General features: G+C 68.7%; 12 protein-coding genes and 1 riboswitch. Of the genes, 6 read left to right on the plus strand and 6 right to left on the minus strand.

The genetic code is table 11. From position 1 onward, the window contains the following. Nucleotides 1-17: 17 nt before the first annotated feature. Entirely contained in the window at nucleotides 18-1,343 is a 1,326-nt protein-coding gene (locus ACWAUG_RS03365) for a short-chain fatty acid transporter (protein WP_460801339.1), read from the minus strand. A 124-nt stretch (nucleotides 1,344-1,467) separates the two neighbouring features. Here ACWAUG_RS03365 and ACWAUG_RS03370 point away from each other — a divergent pair, with 124 nt between their 5' ends. Continuing rightward, on the plus strand, nucleotides 1,468-2,196 hold the full coding sequence (locus tag ACWAUG_RS03370; protein ID WP_460801223.1) for a DUF6882 domain-containing protein: 729 nt from the start codon (nucleotides 1,468-1,470) through the stop codon (nucleotides 2,194-2,196). 63 nt (nucleotides 2,197-2,259) lie between these two features. Here the strand turns inward: ACWAUG_RS03370 and ACWAUG_RS03375 are convergent, their stop codons facing one another. Both ACWAUG_RS03375 and glyA read right to left on the minus strand, forming a co-directional pair. Continuing rightward, nucleotides 2,260-3,141 carry a bifunctional methylenetetrahydrofolate dehydrogenase/methenyltetrahydrofolate cyclohydrolase gene (locus ACWAUG_RS03375; RefSeq protein WP_460801225.1) on the minus strand — a complete coding sequence of 294 codons (882 nt, stop codon included), beginning with the start codon at nucleotides 3,139-3,141 and terminating at the stop codon, nucleotides 2,260-2,262. Between the two features lie 111 nt (nucleotides 3,142-3,252). Continuing rightward, nucleotides 3,253-4,527, minus strand: a complete 1,275-nt coding sequence (gene glyA / locus ACWAUG_RS03380) for a serine hydroxymethyltransferase (protein WP_298037070.1) — start codon at nucleotides 4,525-4,527, stop codon at nucleotides 3,253-3,255. A gap of 40 nt (nucleotides 4,528-4,567) precedes the next feature. After that, nucleotides 4,568-4,651, minus strand: a riboswitch (ZMP/ZTP riboswitch). Between the two features lie 73 nt (nucleotides 4,652-4,724). On the opposite strand from glyA, the gene ACWAUG_RS03385 reads away from it, so the two are divergent. The 5 genes from ACWAUG_RS03385 to ACWAUG_RS03405 all read left to right on the plus strand — a co-directional run bounded on the left by ACWAUG_RS03385 (nucleotide 4,725) and on the right by ACWAUG_RS03405 (nucleotide 10,418). Next, the gene (locus ACWAUG_RS03385; RefSeq protein ID WP_460801227.1) at nucleotides 4,725-6,221 is read left to right on the plus strand and encodes a beta-N-acetylhexosaminidase; all 1,497 of its coding nucleotides are present in this window, start codon (nucleotides 4,725-4,727) and stop codon (nucleotides 6,219-6,221) included. Next, nucleotides 6,221-7,369, plus strand: a complete 1,149-nt coding sequence (nagA, locus tag ACWAUG_RS03390; RefSeq protein WP_460801229.1) for an N-acetylglucosamine-6-phosphate deacetylase — start codon at nucleotides 6,221-6,223, stop codon at nucleotides 7,367-7,369. The genes ACWAUG_RS03385 and nagA overlap by 1 nt, the downstream gene beginning before the upstream one ends. A 378-nt stretch (nucleotides 7,370-7,747) precedes the next feature. Continuing rightward, nucleotides 7,748-9,589 (plus strand): sigma-70 family RNA polymerase sigma factor, encoded by a 1,842-nt coding sequence (locus ACWAUG_RS03395; RefSeq protein ID WP_460801231.1) that lies wholly within the window; start codon nucleotides 7,748-7,750, stop codon nucleotides 9,587-9,589. A 28-nt stretch (nucleotides 9,590-9,617) separates the two neighbouring features. After that, complete coding sequence (locus ACWAUG_RS03400; protein ID WP_298037060.1) at nucleotides 9,618-9,989, plus strand: YrdB family protein; 372 nt, start codon at nucleotides 9,618-9,620, stop codon at nucleotides 9,987-9,989. Nucleotides 9,990-10,004: 15 nt separating this feature from the next. Further along, complete coding sequence (locus ACWAUG_RS03405; RefSeq protein WP_460801233.1) at nucleotides 10,005-10,418, plus strand: NUDIX hydrolase; 414 nt, start codon at nucleotides 10,005-10,007, stop codon at nucleotides 10,416-10,418. A gap of 59 nt (nucleotides 10,419-10,477) precedes the next feature. Here the strand turns inward: ACWAUG_RS03405 and nagB are convergent, their stop codons facing one another. Genes nagB through ACWAUG_RS03420 form a run of 3 tightly spaced genes read right to left on the minus strand, consistent with a single transcriptional unit; the run spans nucleotide 10,478 to nucleotide 13,408 of the window. Beyond that, nucleotides 10,478-11,257, minus strand: coding sequence for a glucosamine-6-phosphate deaminase (gene nagB, locus ACWAUG_RS03410; protein WP_460801235.1), 780 nt, complete (start codon nucleotides 11,255-11,257; stop codon nucleotides 10,478-10,480). Next, nucleotides 11,250-12,221: an ROK family protein gene (locus ACWAUG_RS03415; protein WP_460801237.1), complete on the minus strand. Its 972-nt coding sequence runs from the start codon at nucleotides 12,219-12,221 to the stop codon at nucleotides 11,250-11,252. Before ACWAUG_RS03415 ends, nagB begins: the two co-directional genes overlap by 8 nt. Further along, the gene (locus ACWAUG_RS03420) at nucleotides 12,221-13,408 is read right to left on the minus strand and encodes an ROK family transcriptional regulator (protein WP_460801239.1); all 1,188 of its coding nucleotides are present in this window, start codon (nucleotides 13,406-13,408) and stop codon (nucleotides 12,221-12,223) included. Before ACWAUG_RS03420 ends, ACWAUG_RS03415 begins: the two co-directional genes overlap by 1 nt. Nucleotides 13,409-13,561 lie beyond the last annotated feature (153 nt).

Genomic DNA, 13,561 nt, shown 5'->3' on the forward strand with positions numbered 1-13,561 from the left:
GGCCGGCACCGCTGCAGTCACAGGCTCACGATGAACAGTGCCGCGGCCATCACGACGCCCGATCCGAGCATCGTGATGAAGGTGTATCCCAGGATGTCACGCATCTTCAGCCCGGCGATCGCGAGCACTGGCAGCGCCCAGAACGGCTGGATCATGTTCGTCCACTGATCGCCGTACGCGACGGCCATCACCGCGATCGACGGGTCGACGCCGAGCTGGTTCGCCGCGTCGAGCATGATCGGCCCCTGAACAGCGAACTGCCCGCCGCCCGACGGGACGAAGAAGTTGACGATGCCCGCCGAGAGCAGAGCGAGCCCCCCGAACGTCATCGGCGTCGCGATCGAGACGAATGCGTCCGAGAACAGCTGGATCAGGCCGGAGCTGCTCATGATGCCGAGGATTCCGGCGTACAACGGGAACTGCAGCAGGATCTCTCCGACGTTCGATGCGGCTTTCTTGGTGAGGTGGATCAGCTCGAACGGGTTGCGCACCAGCAGGAGGATGAGGGCGAGGAACGACCAGTTCACGATGTCGAGCGTCAGCGTGCCGCCGCGTACGAAGTGGACGACCAGGTAGATCGCCAGCCCGATGCCCACGATGAGTGTCAGGATGCGGGAGGCGTCGATGCGATCGGCCGGGGTGACGACCTCGTCGTCGTACTCGTCGACCTCCTCCGATCCGACGCGATCGGGCAGTTCGTAGACCGGGTCGTTCTGCTTGGGGCGCACGAGGAACATCAGCACCGCGACGACCACGATGACCGCGAGCGCAGCGAGCATGTTCCACGTCGAGAACGTCGTCTCCGAGATGGGGAGGACTTCACCGCCGAGGCTCGGGGCGAGGAAGGAATCCGGCGTCGCGGCTGTCAGCGGACCCGATCCCGAATACCCCATGTGCCAGACGACGAAACCGGAGTACCCCGAGGCGACGAGCAGGGGGAAATGCACTTTCAGGCCCCTCTTGCGCGCCTCGACCGCGATCTCGCGCGCGAGGAGGGTCCCCACGATCAGGCCGAGTCCCCATGTGATGAGGCTCGCGACCGCCGCGATCACGAAGACGAAGACGTAGGCGAAGCCCGCGGTGCGCGGGACGCGGGCCAGACGCCGGAGCAGTTTCTGCACGGGCCGCGTGTTCGCGAGCATGTACCCCAGCAGCAGAATCAGGCACATCTGGGTCATGAAGGCGAGCAGGCCCGCAAGACCATCGCCCCATCCCAGGACGACATCGACCGGACTCGTGCGCGTGAGAGTCATCGCGAGCACTGCGACGATCAGCGTCAAGACGATCGCGAAGGTCAGCGCCGAGGGGATCCACCGCTCGAGGAAGCGGTTGATGGGGCGCATGAAGCCGCGGGGACGGCGTGATTCCTGTGTCTGCGACACGGTGAACTCCTTTGTCCGGTGGTCGTTTCGGCCTCACCCTAGCCGCAAGTGGCGCGATCATAGGTTCTCCGGCCAGACTGGAGGCATGACCTTCGCCGCTCTTCAGCCGCTCGCCGAGCGCGCCTCCCTCTTCGCCGCTTATCGTCAGGACGCGCTGGCCACGGCCGTCAACGCGCTGGGCGATCACCGCTGGGATGCCGATCTGGGCGCGGGAACACTGACGTTCACGGCATCCGACGATCCCTCGCGCCAGGTGGTGACGAAGCCGACCCTCATCGCGACGATCGCACCGGGACCGCGTTCGATGCTGTGGGCGTGGGCGCACCCGCAGGGCGATCCGTCGGGTGTCGCCGGGCAGCTGCGCGATTACGGAACGCAGTACGAGCTGACCGATCTGGCGCAGCCCGAGCTCGCGTTCCCCGAGGACGCTCCCGCCGACGGCGAGGAGCTCGACGCCTGGATCCTGCGCACGGCCGAGCAGATCGGCACGATCGCGACGGAGATCACCGGCCGCTCCCCCCATTTCTCGGCTCCGGTCGGCGGCGGCACCCGTGCTGTCTTCCTTCTTGACGCTCCGATCCCCCCGACGACGGTGGCGGATGCCGTCATCGCGACCCCGCGTCTGCTGCCGGCGCTCACGCTGACGGATGCCCGCTCGGCGCTGTGGGATGCGGCCCGCCTGGCCGGGTGGAATCTGCAGTGGGTCGATGAGGCCTTCAGCGCGGCGACGGTGTCGGATGCCTCCGGCACGGCGACGTTCCGCTTCGACGAGCACGCGCGCATCATCGGCGTCGAGAGTCAGCTGGGCGGCTGATACCGCCGGATGAACGACGAAGCCCCCGTGCAGATGCGCGGGGGCTTCGTCGTGACAGCGTCGTCAGCGGACGAGACGCTCCGCGGTCTCGACGACGTTCGTCATGAGAAGCGCGACGGTCATGGGGCCGACGCCGCCCGGGTTCGGCGACACGAATCCCGCGACCTCTGCCACATCGGGGTGAACGTCTCCGTAGACCTTGCTCTTACCGGTCTCGGGGTCGGTCTCGCGCGTGACGCCGACGTCGAGCACGGCTGCGCCGGGCTTCACGTCTTCCGCGCGGATGAGGTGCTTCACACCGGCGCCGGCGACGATGACGTCGGCCTGGCGCAGGTAGGGGCCCATCTCGGGAGTGCCGGTGTGCACCTGGGTGACGGTCGCGTTCACATCGCGACGGGTCAGCAGCAGGCCCATCGGGCGTCCGATCGTCACGCCGCGGCCGACGACGACGACGTGCTTGCCGTTCAGGTCGTAGCCGTTGCGCACGAGCAGTTCGATGACGCCGCGCGGCGTGCACGGCAGCGGGGTCTCGATCGGGCTGTTGACGTTCAGCACCAGGCGGCCGAGGTTCGTCGGGTGCAGGCCATCGGCATCCTTCGCCGGATCGATGCGCTCGAGGATGCGATCGGTGTCGATGTGCTTCGGCAGCGGCAGCTGCACGATGTAGCCGTGGCAGGTGTCATCCGCGTTGAGCTCGTCGATCAGCGCCTCGACCTCCTCCTGCGTGGCATCGGCGGGCAGTTCGCGCTGGATCGAGTTCATCCCGATCGCCTCGGACTGCCGGTGCTTCATGCCGACGTAGAGCTGGGATGCCGGGTCGGCGCCGACGAGCACCGTGGCGATGCCGGGCGTGATGCCCTTCGCCTTGAGCGCTGCAACGCGCTCGGCGAGCTCGTCTTTGATCGCCGCGGATGCGGCCTTGCCGTCGAGGACCTTCGCGGTCATGTCATGTTCCTGTTCGTCGGTGGGACGGGAGTTCCGGACGAGGCGGGACGAGGCCGTCCTGTCTCGAGCGGGAACTCCCGTCTCGAAGTGCCGAATGGCGGATGCCGGTGCTTACTGCTGCAGCTCGGGGTACAGCGGGAACGCTGCGGCGAGCGCGTCGACACGGGCGCGCAGCGCCTCGACGTCGGCACCGGGCTGCAGCGCCAGGGCGATGACATCGGCGACCTCGGTGAACTCGGCATCGCCGAATCCGCGGGTGGCGAGCGCCGGGGTGCCGATGCGCAGGCCCGAGGTCACCATCGGCGGACGCGGGTCGTTGGGGACCGCGTTGCGGTTGACGGTGATGTGGATGTCGTGCAGCAGGTCTTCTGCCTGCTTGCCGTCGATCTCGGCGTTACGGAGGTCGACGAGCACGAGGTGGACGTCGGTGCCGCCCGAGCGCACCGTGATGCCGGCGTCCGCGACGTCCTGCTGGGTGAGGCGGTCGGCGAGGATCGAGGCGCCGCGCAGCACGCGCTCCTGCCGCTCCGCGAACTCGGGCGTTGCGGCGATCTTGAACGCGGTCGCCTTCGCGGCGATCACGTGCATGAGGGGTCCACCCTGCTGGCCCGGGAAGACGGCCGAGTTGATCTTCTTCGCGATGTCGGCGTCGTTGGAGAGGATGAAGCCCGAGCGGGGGCCGCCGATGGTCTTGTGCACGGTCGAGGAGACGACGTGCGCATGCGGCACGGGGTTCGGGTGCAGGCCCGCGGCGACGAGGCCGGCGAAGTGGGCCATGTCGACCCAGAGGAGGGCGCCGACCTCGTCGGCGATCTCGCGGAACTTCGCGAAGTCGAGCTGACGCGGGTACGCCGACCAGCCGGCGATGATGACCTTCGGTTTGTGCTCGAGCGCGAGGCGACGGACCTCGTCCATGTCGACGAGCGAGGTCTCGGGGTCGACTCCGTAGGCGACGATGTCGTAGAGACGGCCGGAGAAGTTGATCTTCATGCCGTGGGTGAGGTGGCCGCCGTGGTCGAGCGAGAGGCCGAGGAGCGTGTCGCCGGGGCGCGCGATGGCGTGCAGGACGGCGGCGTTGGCGGATGCTCCGGAGTGGGGCTGCACGTTGGCGAAGCCGGCGCCGAACAGGCTCTTGACCCGCTCGATGGCGAGGGACTCGGCGACGTCGACCTCTTCGCAGCCGCCGTAGTAGCGACGGCCCGGGTAGCCCTCGGCGTACTTGTTCGTGAGCACGGAGCCCTGCGACTGCAGCACGGAGACGGGCACGAAGTTTTCGGAGGCGATCATCTCGAGGAACGTGCGCTGACGGTTCAGCTCACGGTCGAGGACCTCGGCGATCTCGGGGTCGACCTCGGAGAGCGGGGCGGTGAAGTACGGATCGGTCATGTCGTCCTCTTTCGTTGCGGAATGAAATGCATCGGGGGATGTCATCGGCCCAGGCGCGCGGTCGAATTCCGTAACGGTCGCTCCCCGGTGGTGACCCACCCAGACGCCAGTCGCGACAGGTCGAGCATAGCGGAATTCGGTCGCCCCCGAACCCCATCGCCCTGCCGTGGCGACCCGGCGCGGGGTAGATTTTGTTCATGGTCTTTCCTATCGTTCCGCTCCCCGCTTCCGTCACCGAGTCCCCGGGCTCCCTGGCGCTGACGCCGGCATCCCGCATCGTCGCGGACGAGGCGTCGGATGCCACGGCATCCGCTCTGCGCGAAGCGATCTCCGCGCGAACCGGTCTGACGCTCGAGGTCGTCGTCGATGCGGCGAGCGCGGGCGATATCGAACTGGTGATCACCGCTGCCGAGGGTGAGGCCTATGACCTCGTCGTCGATGATCGGGTGCGCATCTCGGGATCCGCGGCGGGCGTCTTCCACGGCGTCCAGACGCTGCGTCAGCTGCTGAGCGGCGATGGCGAGGACTGGTCGCTGCCGCACGTCTCGATCGCGGATGCCCCGCGCTTCGCGTACCGCGGCCTCATGCTCGATGTCGCGCGCACGTTCTTCGGCGTCGACACGATCAAGGCGTTCATCGACCGCGCCGCCTCGATGAAGATCAACCACGTGCACCTGCATCTCACCGACGACCAGGGCTGGCGCCTCGAGATCCTCAGCCGCCCCCTGCTGACGGAGCGCGCCTCCGCGACCGCGGCCTCCGGCCGCGACGGCGGCTTCTACACGCAGGACGACTTCCGCGAGATCGTCGACTACGCCGCATCCCGTCACATCGTGATCGTCCCCGAGATCGACCTGCCGGGCCACACGCACGCGATCGGTCTCGCTTACCCGGAGATCGTGGAAGCGCCGGTCATGAACGAGGCGCTGCTCGCGCAGGCCGCCGAGCTCGATCAGGCACTGCCGGTCGCCGGCGAACCGTACACGGGCTGGGGCGTGGGTCACTCGTCGGTCAAGATCCACGACGAGGCCACCTGGGAGTTCCTGCGTGATGTGCTCGGCGAGGTCGCCGCCCTCACGCCCGGTCCCCTGCTGCACATCGGCGGCGACGAGGCGCACGGCACCGATCAGGGCGACTTCGATGCGTTCATCGCCCGGGTGACGGCGCTCGTCGCCGGGCTCGGCAAGACGCCGGTCGGCTGGCACGAGGCGGGTTCCGCCCCGGTGGCGCCTGGCACGATCGGTCAGTACTGGAGCAGCCTGTCCCCTGATGAGCGCGTCGCCGGGATCACGCGCGCGTTCGCCGAGCGCGGCGGATCGGTGATCATGTCGCCGTCGGATGCCGCATACCTCGACCAGAAGTACGACGCGGACTTCCCGCTCGGGCTCGACTGGGCCGCCCTCATCGACCTCGAGACCGCATACGGATGGGAGCCGACCACGATCGTCGATGGCCTGCCCGAAGCGGCCGTGCTCGGCGTGGAGGGGCCACTGTGGGCGGAGACGCTCGAGACGCCGGATGACATCGACCAGCTGCTGTTCCCACGGGCCGCGGCGATCGCGGAGATCGGCTGGTCGCAGAAGGAATCCCGCGACTGGGAGTCCTTCCGTGCGCGCGTGCGCGCCGTGGCATCCGTATGGGATGCCGCAGGATGGGGTGGGCACCGTCCCGCCGAGATCGACTGGAGCAACTGATGACGACGACCCTGATCCACTCCGCCCGACTCATCACGGATGGCGTCGAGACGCCCGATGCGTGGGTGCGCTTCGCCGACGGCGTCGTCGTCGCGACCGGCACCGGTGCGAGCTGGAGCGACGCCGACACGGTGATCGATGCGACCGCGCTGGCTGGCGAGGGCGCGATTCTGACGCCGGGCTTCGTGGACATCCACGCTCACGGCGGCGCCGGTGCCGCATTCGACGACGGCACGGATGCCATCCGCACCGCCCGAGCCATGCACCGCTCCCACGGCACGACGCGTTCCGTGCTGTCGCTGGTGACCGCGCCGGTCGATGACCTGGCGCGCCGCGTCGCGGAGATCGCCGACCTCATGCAGACGGATGCCGACATCCTCGGCTCTCATCTGGAAGGGCCGTTCCTCGAACCGGAGCGCAAGGGCGCCCACGAACCGACCCTGCTGCGCCACCCCGTCGCCGAAGACGTGCAGCGCCTGCTGGACGCCGGCCGCGGGACCGTCCGTCAGGTGACGCTCGCCCCCGAACTCCCCGGAGGCCTCGAAGCGATCCGTCGGATCGTCGCCGCCGGCGCCGCCGCCGCGGTCGGTCACACCAGCGCGGATGCCGCGCAGGCACGGGAGGCGTTCGAAGCCGGTGCGACGATCCTCACGCACGCGTTCAACGCCATGCCCGGCATCCACCACCGCGCCCCCGGCCCTGTGCTCACGGCTGCGGCCGATCACCGGGTGGTCCTCGAGGGCATCGCCGACAACGTGCACCTGGACCCGTACGTCATCAAGCTGCTCTTCGATTCGGCTCCCGGTCGCGTCGCACTGGTGACGGATGCGATGGCAGCCGCCGGCAGCGCAGACGGCAAGTACGACCTCGGCGCCGTCAAGGTCACGGTCACCGATGGCATCGCCCGCACGGATGAAACGGGCTCGATCGCCGGTTCCACTCTCACGCAGGACGTCGCCCTTCAGCGCGCGGTCGCCGCGGGCGTCCCGCTCATCGAGGCGGTGCGCGCGCTCACCGAGACGCCGGCGCGTGCGATCGGCGTGGGAGACCGGCTCGGACGCCTCGCCGAGGGATACCTCGGGGATGCCGTGATCCTCCGCGCCGATTTCACCGTGGCGCATGTGCAGACCGGTTCCGGCCTGGACTGAGCCAGCGGCGCGAGGAGGAAGGGTGGCCGTTGCTCCCCACAGCAACGGCCCCTTTCTCTCCTCCGGCATGAGAACGGGTGGATCAGCAACTCCTCCCCCGAGGCTTCTGACCCACCGGCCGATGATTCACTGCTCTCGCCGGCCCCCGAGCCCCTCCCCCCGTTGGGGCTCTTGTGGTTGTCTCTGACTGATGAGACGGCCATTACCGCGATTCATTACGCGAAACCCGAAAAATTCTTCCCCGTTGTCCACAGGCTCCCGATCGGGGTGGCCTCAACGGAAGATTCGGGGGAGAATGGCTCGGGCGCATGACGACCGACACCGCGCGCAACTCTTCCTGTGGGAGCACACCCGGCCTCCCACGATCGACGGGCACCAGTGCAAAACGACGAACTCACCAGTACAGAACCGACATCTGACGCCGACCTGATCCTGCGCTCCCGCTCGGGAGACACGGCGGCTTTCGGCGAGCTGTGGCGACGCCACTACCCCTCGGGAATCGTCGTCGCACGGTCGGTGACGTCGAGCATCGATGCCGATGACCTCGTCCAAGAGGCATACACCCGCATCTACCAGGCGGTGCTCAAGGGTGGCGGCCCGAACGGCTCCTTCCGCGCCTACCTGTTCACCAGCATCCGCAACACCGCCGCCGCCTGGGGGCGCGCACGGCGCGAGACCGCGATCGACGAGCTCGAGACCGTTCCCGACCCCGAAACCACCGATCAGGCCACCACGGAGGCCCTCGACCGCGGTCTCTCCGCGCAGGCCTTCCGCAGCCTGCCGACCCGCTGGCAGGAAGTGCTCTGGTACACCGAGATCGAGCAGATGAAGCCCGCCGAGGTCGCACCGCTGCTCGGCATGAAGGCCGGCGCGGTCTCGCAGCTCGCCTTCCGCGCCCGCGAAGGGCTGCGCGAGAACTGGATCCAGGCGCACCTGCGCAACGCCGGTGAAGGATCCGAGTGCCAGTGGACCATCGAGCACCTCGGGGCTCACGCGCGCGGAAACCTCAGCACCCGCGACGGCAAGCGCGTCGACGAGCACCTCGAGAGCTGTGCGCGGTGCATGATCGTCGCCGCAGAGGCGAAAGACGTCTCCAGTCGCCTCGCTCTCGTCCTGCTCCCCCTCGTCCTCGGCGTCTCGGGGGCTGCGGCCTACACCGCGAGCCTGCAGGGCGGCGGGGCGCCGATCGTCGCGCTCGCGGCCATGCCGTCCTCCGTCGTGGCGGGCGCAGTCGTCGCCGGAGAGGCCGGCGGTGCCGCGGGAATCGCGGTATTCGCCGAGGGGAACGGTGCCGGAGGTGCCGCAGGTTCGTCTGGCGGAGGCGCTTCCGGTGGTTCGCTGGGCGGTATCGGGGCGCTCGTCGGTGTCGGTTCCGCGGCGCTGGTCGTCGCCGGTGTCGTCGCCGCGGCCGTGATCCTGCCCGGATTCACCGAGGCCAGTCCGCTGTCATCGATGTCATCCGCGGCCCAGGCGAGCGACTCGGAGATCTCCAGCGAGGTGGTCCCCGATCCCGATATCCAAACCGACCAGTCGCTCGTGATTGAGATGCCGGAGGATGAGCCGAACACCCCCGACGCACCGGATTCCCCCGAGCAGACGCTCCCCCCTCCCCCGGCCGACAGCGAGCGTGAGACGCTTCCCGAACTCCCGATCGCACCGCAACCGTCCGCGCCGGCTCCCGCGCCCAGTCCTGCTCCCACGCCTCCGCCCGTCGACGACGAGGACCCGGGTGACGAGAACCCTGGCGAAGAGAACCCGGGTGGCGAGAACCCGGCCGATGAGAACCCGGGCGAAGATGGCGACCCGGAACCCGATCCCGAGCCCGAGCCCGACCCCGAACCGCCTCCCGGGCCCGGCGGCGATGAAGATCCCACTCCAGAGCCGAGCCTGGCCCCGGTGTCCGTGGATCTCGCCAAAATCACAATGTGCCGCAAAAACGTCATCGAGATCCAGGTCATGGTTCCTCTCACCGGTGAACCTGGAGCGAGTGTCCAACCGACAATCGCCAATTCAATAGATGGAACGACGATCGCGACGCTAAGCGCCGAAGGAACGGCCACGACGGTGTTGCGTCCAAACGGCCTGCAGATTGCAGGCAATTCGATTGTTGCTTTCAGCTACCCCGATGATTCGACCACGGAGCCGTACGCAGTCAGGCTCTCAGAGCTCGGCGTCTCCCTCATGAGCATCGTCGGAGCTCCCGCCTGCCCCACGAACTGACCTCATCCCAGCCGAATAGACTGGGGGCATGTCCGAAGCACCCGACGCCACACCGGGCGTCATCCGTCCCACCATCACTCCGCTCGACATCATCCGTGTCGTCGTTCTGATCGCCGCGATCGCCTCGCTGGCGCTGTGGGGCTTTGCCCTGTGGGCTCTTCCCTGGAACCTCGTCCTCGGTATCGGCGCTCCGCTGCTGGTGCTGCTCGTCTGGGCCCTCTTCCTCTCGCCGCGTCCGGTGCTGCGCGTGCACCCGTTCGTGCGCGCAGCCGTCGAACTGCTGATCTACGCGGGCGTCACCCTGGCCTGGTGGTCGATGGAGCAGGCGTGGATCGGCCTCGGCTTCGCCGTCGTGGCGGTGGCCGCCGGTCTCATCGCCGGGCGTCGGGCACTGCGATGACCACGGTGCTCACGCATGCCTGACATCCGTGTGAGCGCCGCCATCATCGATGACTCCGCAGGCCGGATCCTCGTAGTCCGTAAGCAGGGCACGACGGCGTTCATGCAGCCCGGCGGCAAGCCCGAACCGGGCGAGAACCCCGCGCAGACGCTCCTACGCGAGCTCGACGAGGAGCTCGGCCTCCACGTCGACGAGACGCAGCTGGAGCCGCTCGGCCGCTTCATCTCCGCGGCGGCGAACGAGCCCGGCCACCGTGTCATCGCCGATGCCTTCGCGCTCACGATCGCCGCGGATTCGGTATCCGCGCAGGCGGAGCTCGCCGAGCTGCGCTGGATCGAGCCGTCCGATCTGGGCACACTCGAGCTGGCCCCTCTCAGCCTCGAGCATCTACTCCCGATCGCCTGGCCGCATGTGACGATCCAGTCCTGAACGGCATCGGCCCCGGATGCGAGAGCGCTTCCGGGGCCGATGCCATCATGCCGTGGGGGTCAGAGCCCCTGCCAGGCCGGCTTGTTCGCATAGCTGTGGCGGTAGTAGTCCGCGAGCTTCAGGCGGGATGCCGCGGCCTCGTCGACGACGACGGTCACGTGCTCGTGCAGCTGGATGGCCGAACCGGGGCAGAACGCGCTGACGGGTCCTTCGACGGCCTCCGCGACGGCCTGAGCCTTGCCCTCGCCGAAGGCGAGCAGCACGAGGTGACGGGCGCGCAGGATCGTGCCGAGGCCCTGGGTGATGCAGTGCATGGGGACGTCGTCGATCGACTCGAAGAAGCGTGCGTTGTCGGCGCGGGTCTGCTCGGTGAGCGTCTTGATGCGCGTGCGCGAGGCGAACGACGAGCCCTGCTCGTTGAAGCCGATGTGGCCGTCGGTTCCGATGCCGAGGATCTGCAGGTCGATGCCGCCGGCGGCATCGATCGCCGCTTCGTAGTCGGCTCCGGCGTGCTCGATCCCGTCGAGGGATCCGTTGGGGACGCGAATGCGCTCGGGGTCCAGGCCCAGCGGCTCGACGACCTCGCGGGTGATGACCGAGCGGTAGCTCTCCGGGTGCTCGATGTCGATGCCGACGTACTCGTCGAGCGCGAAGCCGCGCACCTGCGAGACGTCGACGTCGGCGAGACGCGTCTGCAGCGCCTGGTAGAGCGGCAGCGGGGTCGAGCCGGTGGCGAGGCCCAGGACAGCATCCGGGCGCCCTGCGATGAGGCGGGCGATCTGGTCTGCGACCAGTGCGCCGGCGGCGGCGGGGCTCTCGACGATGACGACTTCAGCCATGGACGGCGTTCTCCTTCTTCCGGGGGATCGCTCCGACCAGTGCGGCGCCGAGAGCGGCCGCGGGTGAACCGGTCGGGAGCAGTTCGATTCTCTCATCGAGGTGCAGTGACCTCAGGAACGGTGAGTTCGCGGCGTCGGCGCGCAGTGCGGCCCGGATGCCGTCGAGGAGGCGGTCACCGAGAGAGGCGAGTCCGCCGCCGAGGACGACCGTGGCGACATCGGCGCTGAGAACGAGCACGCGCACGGCCGCGGCGGCGCCGTGGAACAGCCCTGCTCGGAGCATCAGCGCGTCGTCATCGCCGTGGTCGGCGGCGTCGAAGATATCGAGCACGGGGTATTCGGCGGGCCGCGCCCAAGCGCGGGCGAGCGCCCCTCCCCCGCAGAACGTCTCGATGCATCCGCTCTGCCCGCATCCGCATACCCGGCCGCGCGGGTCGACGGAGAGATGACCGACCTCGCCCGCGATCCCGCCGGATCCGCGCCAGATCTCACCGTCGATGATGATTCCGGCGGCGACGCCGGTGCCGAGGTTCAGGTAGGCCATGGACCCATCGGAGGCGGTGCCGCTGAGCGCCGCCGCGCCGCGCGTCGCGGCCTTGACATCGTTCTCGACGACGACGGGCGCACCGAGCACGTTCTCGGTCCGGGCCGAGAGATCGAGGGATTCGACGCCGAGGTTGACGGCGTGGAGCACCCGGCCGTTATCGGTGTCGACGAGTCCGGGGATTCCGACGCCGACGCTCGCGACGTCCGCCGCGCTCCGGCCGATCTCGCGCATCAGCTGATCGACGCTGCCGACCACATCGGAGATGACGCCGTCGTCGCCGTAGGCGGAGGGGCGACGCACGCGACCGATGATCTCGTCATCGTCGCCGAGGACGACGGCGTCGACCTTGGTGCCGCCGATGTCCAGGCCCACGCGAAGACGTCGGCCGCTGTCGCGGCCGGGAAGAGCGGATGCCACTATGAGACTCCCAGCTGGCCGGAGAGGACCATGACCGCAGTGCCGCGCAGCACGATGTCCTCCTGCGCGGTGAGGCGGATCACGACGTCGTCGAATGCGCCGCCGCTCGTCCGTTCGCGCAGCGTCGTCGCTGCGGCGTCGAGGAAGGGGCCCTCCAGCAGGTCGACGGGTCCGGAGAGCACGATCTCCGACAGGTCGAGGGCACCGATGATGGGCGCGATCGCGATCGCCATCCGTGCGCCGGCGTCGCGCAGGATCTCGTCACGGTCGTCGGGGCGAGCACCGATCTCGTCGCGCAGTCGGGCGGCGCTCAGCCAGGCCTCCAGGCACCCCTCGTTCCCGCAGATGCAGCGGGGGCCGCCATCGGTGCCGACGACGACGTGCCCGATCTCGCCGGCGGCGAAGCGGCCGCCGAGCATCGGCTGCGCGTCGGAGAGGAGGCCCGCTCCGACGCCGATGCCGATCTTGATGAGCATGAAGTCCGCGCGGGCGCGCCCGAAGGTGTATTCGGCGAGCACCGCGGCGTTGGCGTCGTTGCGGACGAGCACGGGCAGCGCGAGGTCGTCGTGGAGTCGTGATTCGAGGGGGAAGTCCACCCATCCGAGGTTGGGCGCGTTGAGCACCATGCCGTCGGGCCGCACGACGCCGGGCGTTCCGACGCCGACGCCGAGGAGCGTCGTGGTGGATGCCGCGATGAGCTCCCTGCTCAGCTGCACGACCGCCGCGTAGACGGCGGTGCCGTCGGCGCGTTCCGGCCGGGCGATCTCGCGGGCTTCGATCACATCTCCGTCGAGACTGAGCACGGCGCCGCGGAACACATCGGTGCCGGAGAGGTCGAGTCCGATGATCTGGTGGCCCAGCCGATCGATGTCGATGAGGATCGGCGGTTTCCCGGGGCCCGAGGTCTCTCGCACGCCGAGTTCGACGATGATGCTGTCGGCGATGAACTCGGCGACGAGATCCGAGATGGTCACTCGGGTCAGCCCTGTTTCGCGGGAGAGGTCCGCCCGGCTCATGGAGCCTGCGTGATACAGGGTCTGCAGCACGAGTGCGCGGTTGTGCGCGCGTGCCTGCTCCGGGAGAACCTTGGTGCGCGATCGCAGGTGGCGGTCGGGCCCGAAGGCGTGCTGACCGCCGCCGGTGTAGTCGACCGGCTCGCTCTGAGGTGTCCCACCTGTTTCGGGCATGTTTGTTAGTAGACCTTACGAAAGAAGATTTAGCAACTGCCCGCAGGGTTTATGTCTCCCCCGTTCAGGCTTCGTCTCACGGGCGCATGCGCCCGTGAGAGGAGGTTACCGCACGACCATGACGCCGTCGGCTCGTGATGTGCTTGACTTGTC

This window comes from Microbacterium sp. GXF6406, from assembly GCF_054798215.1.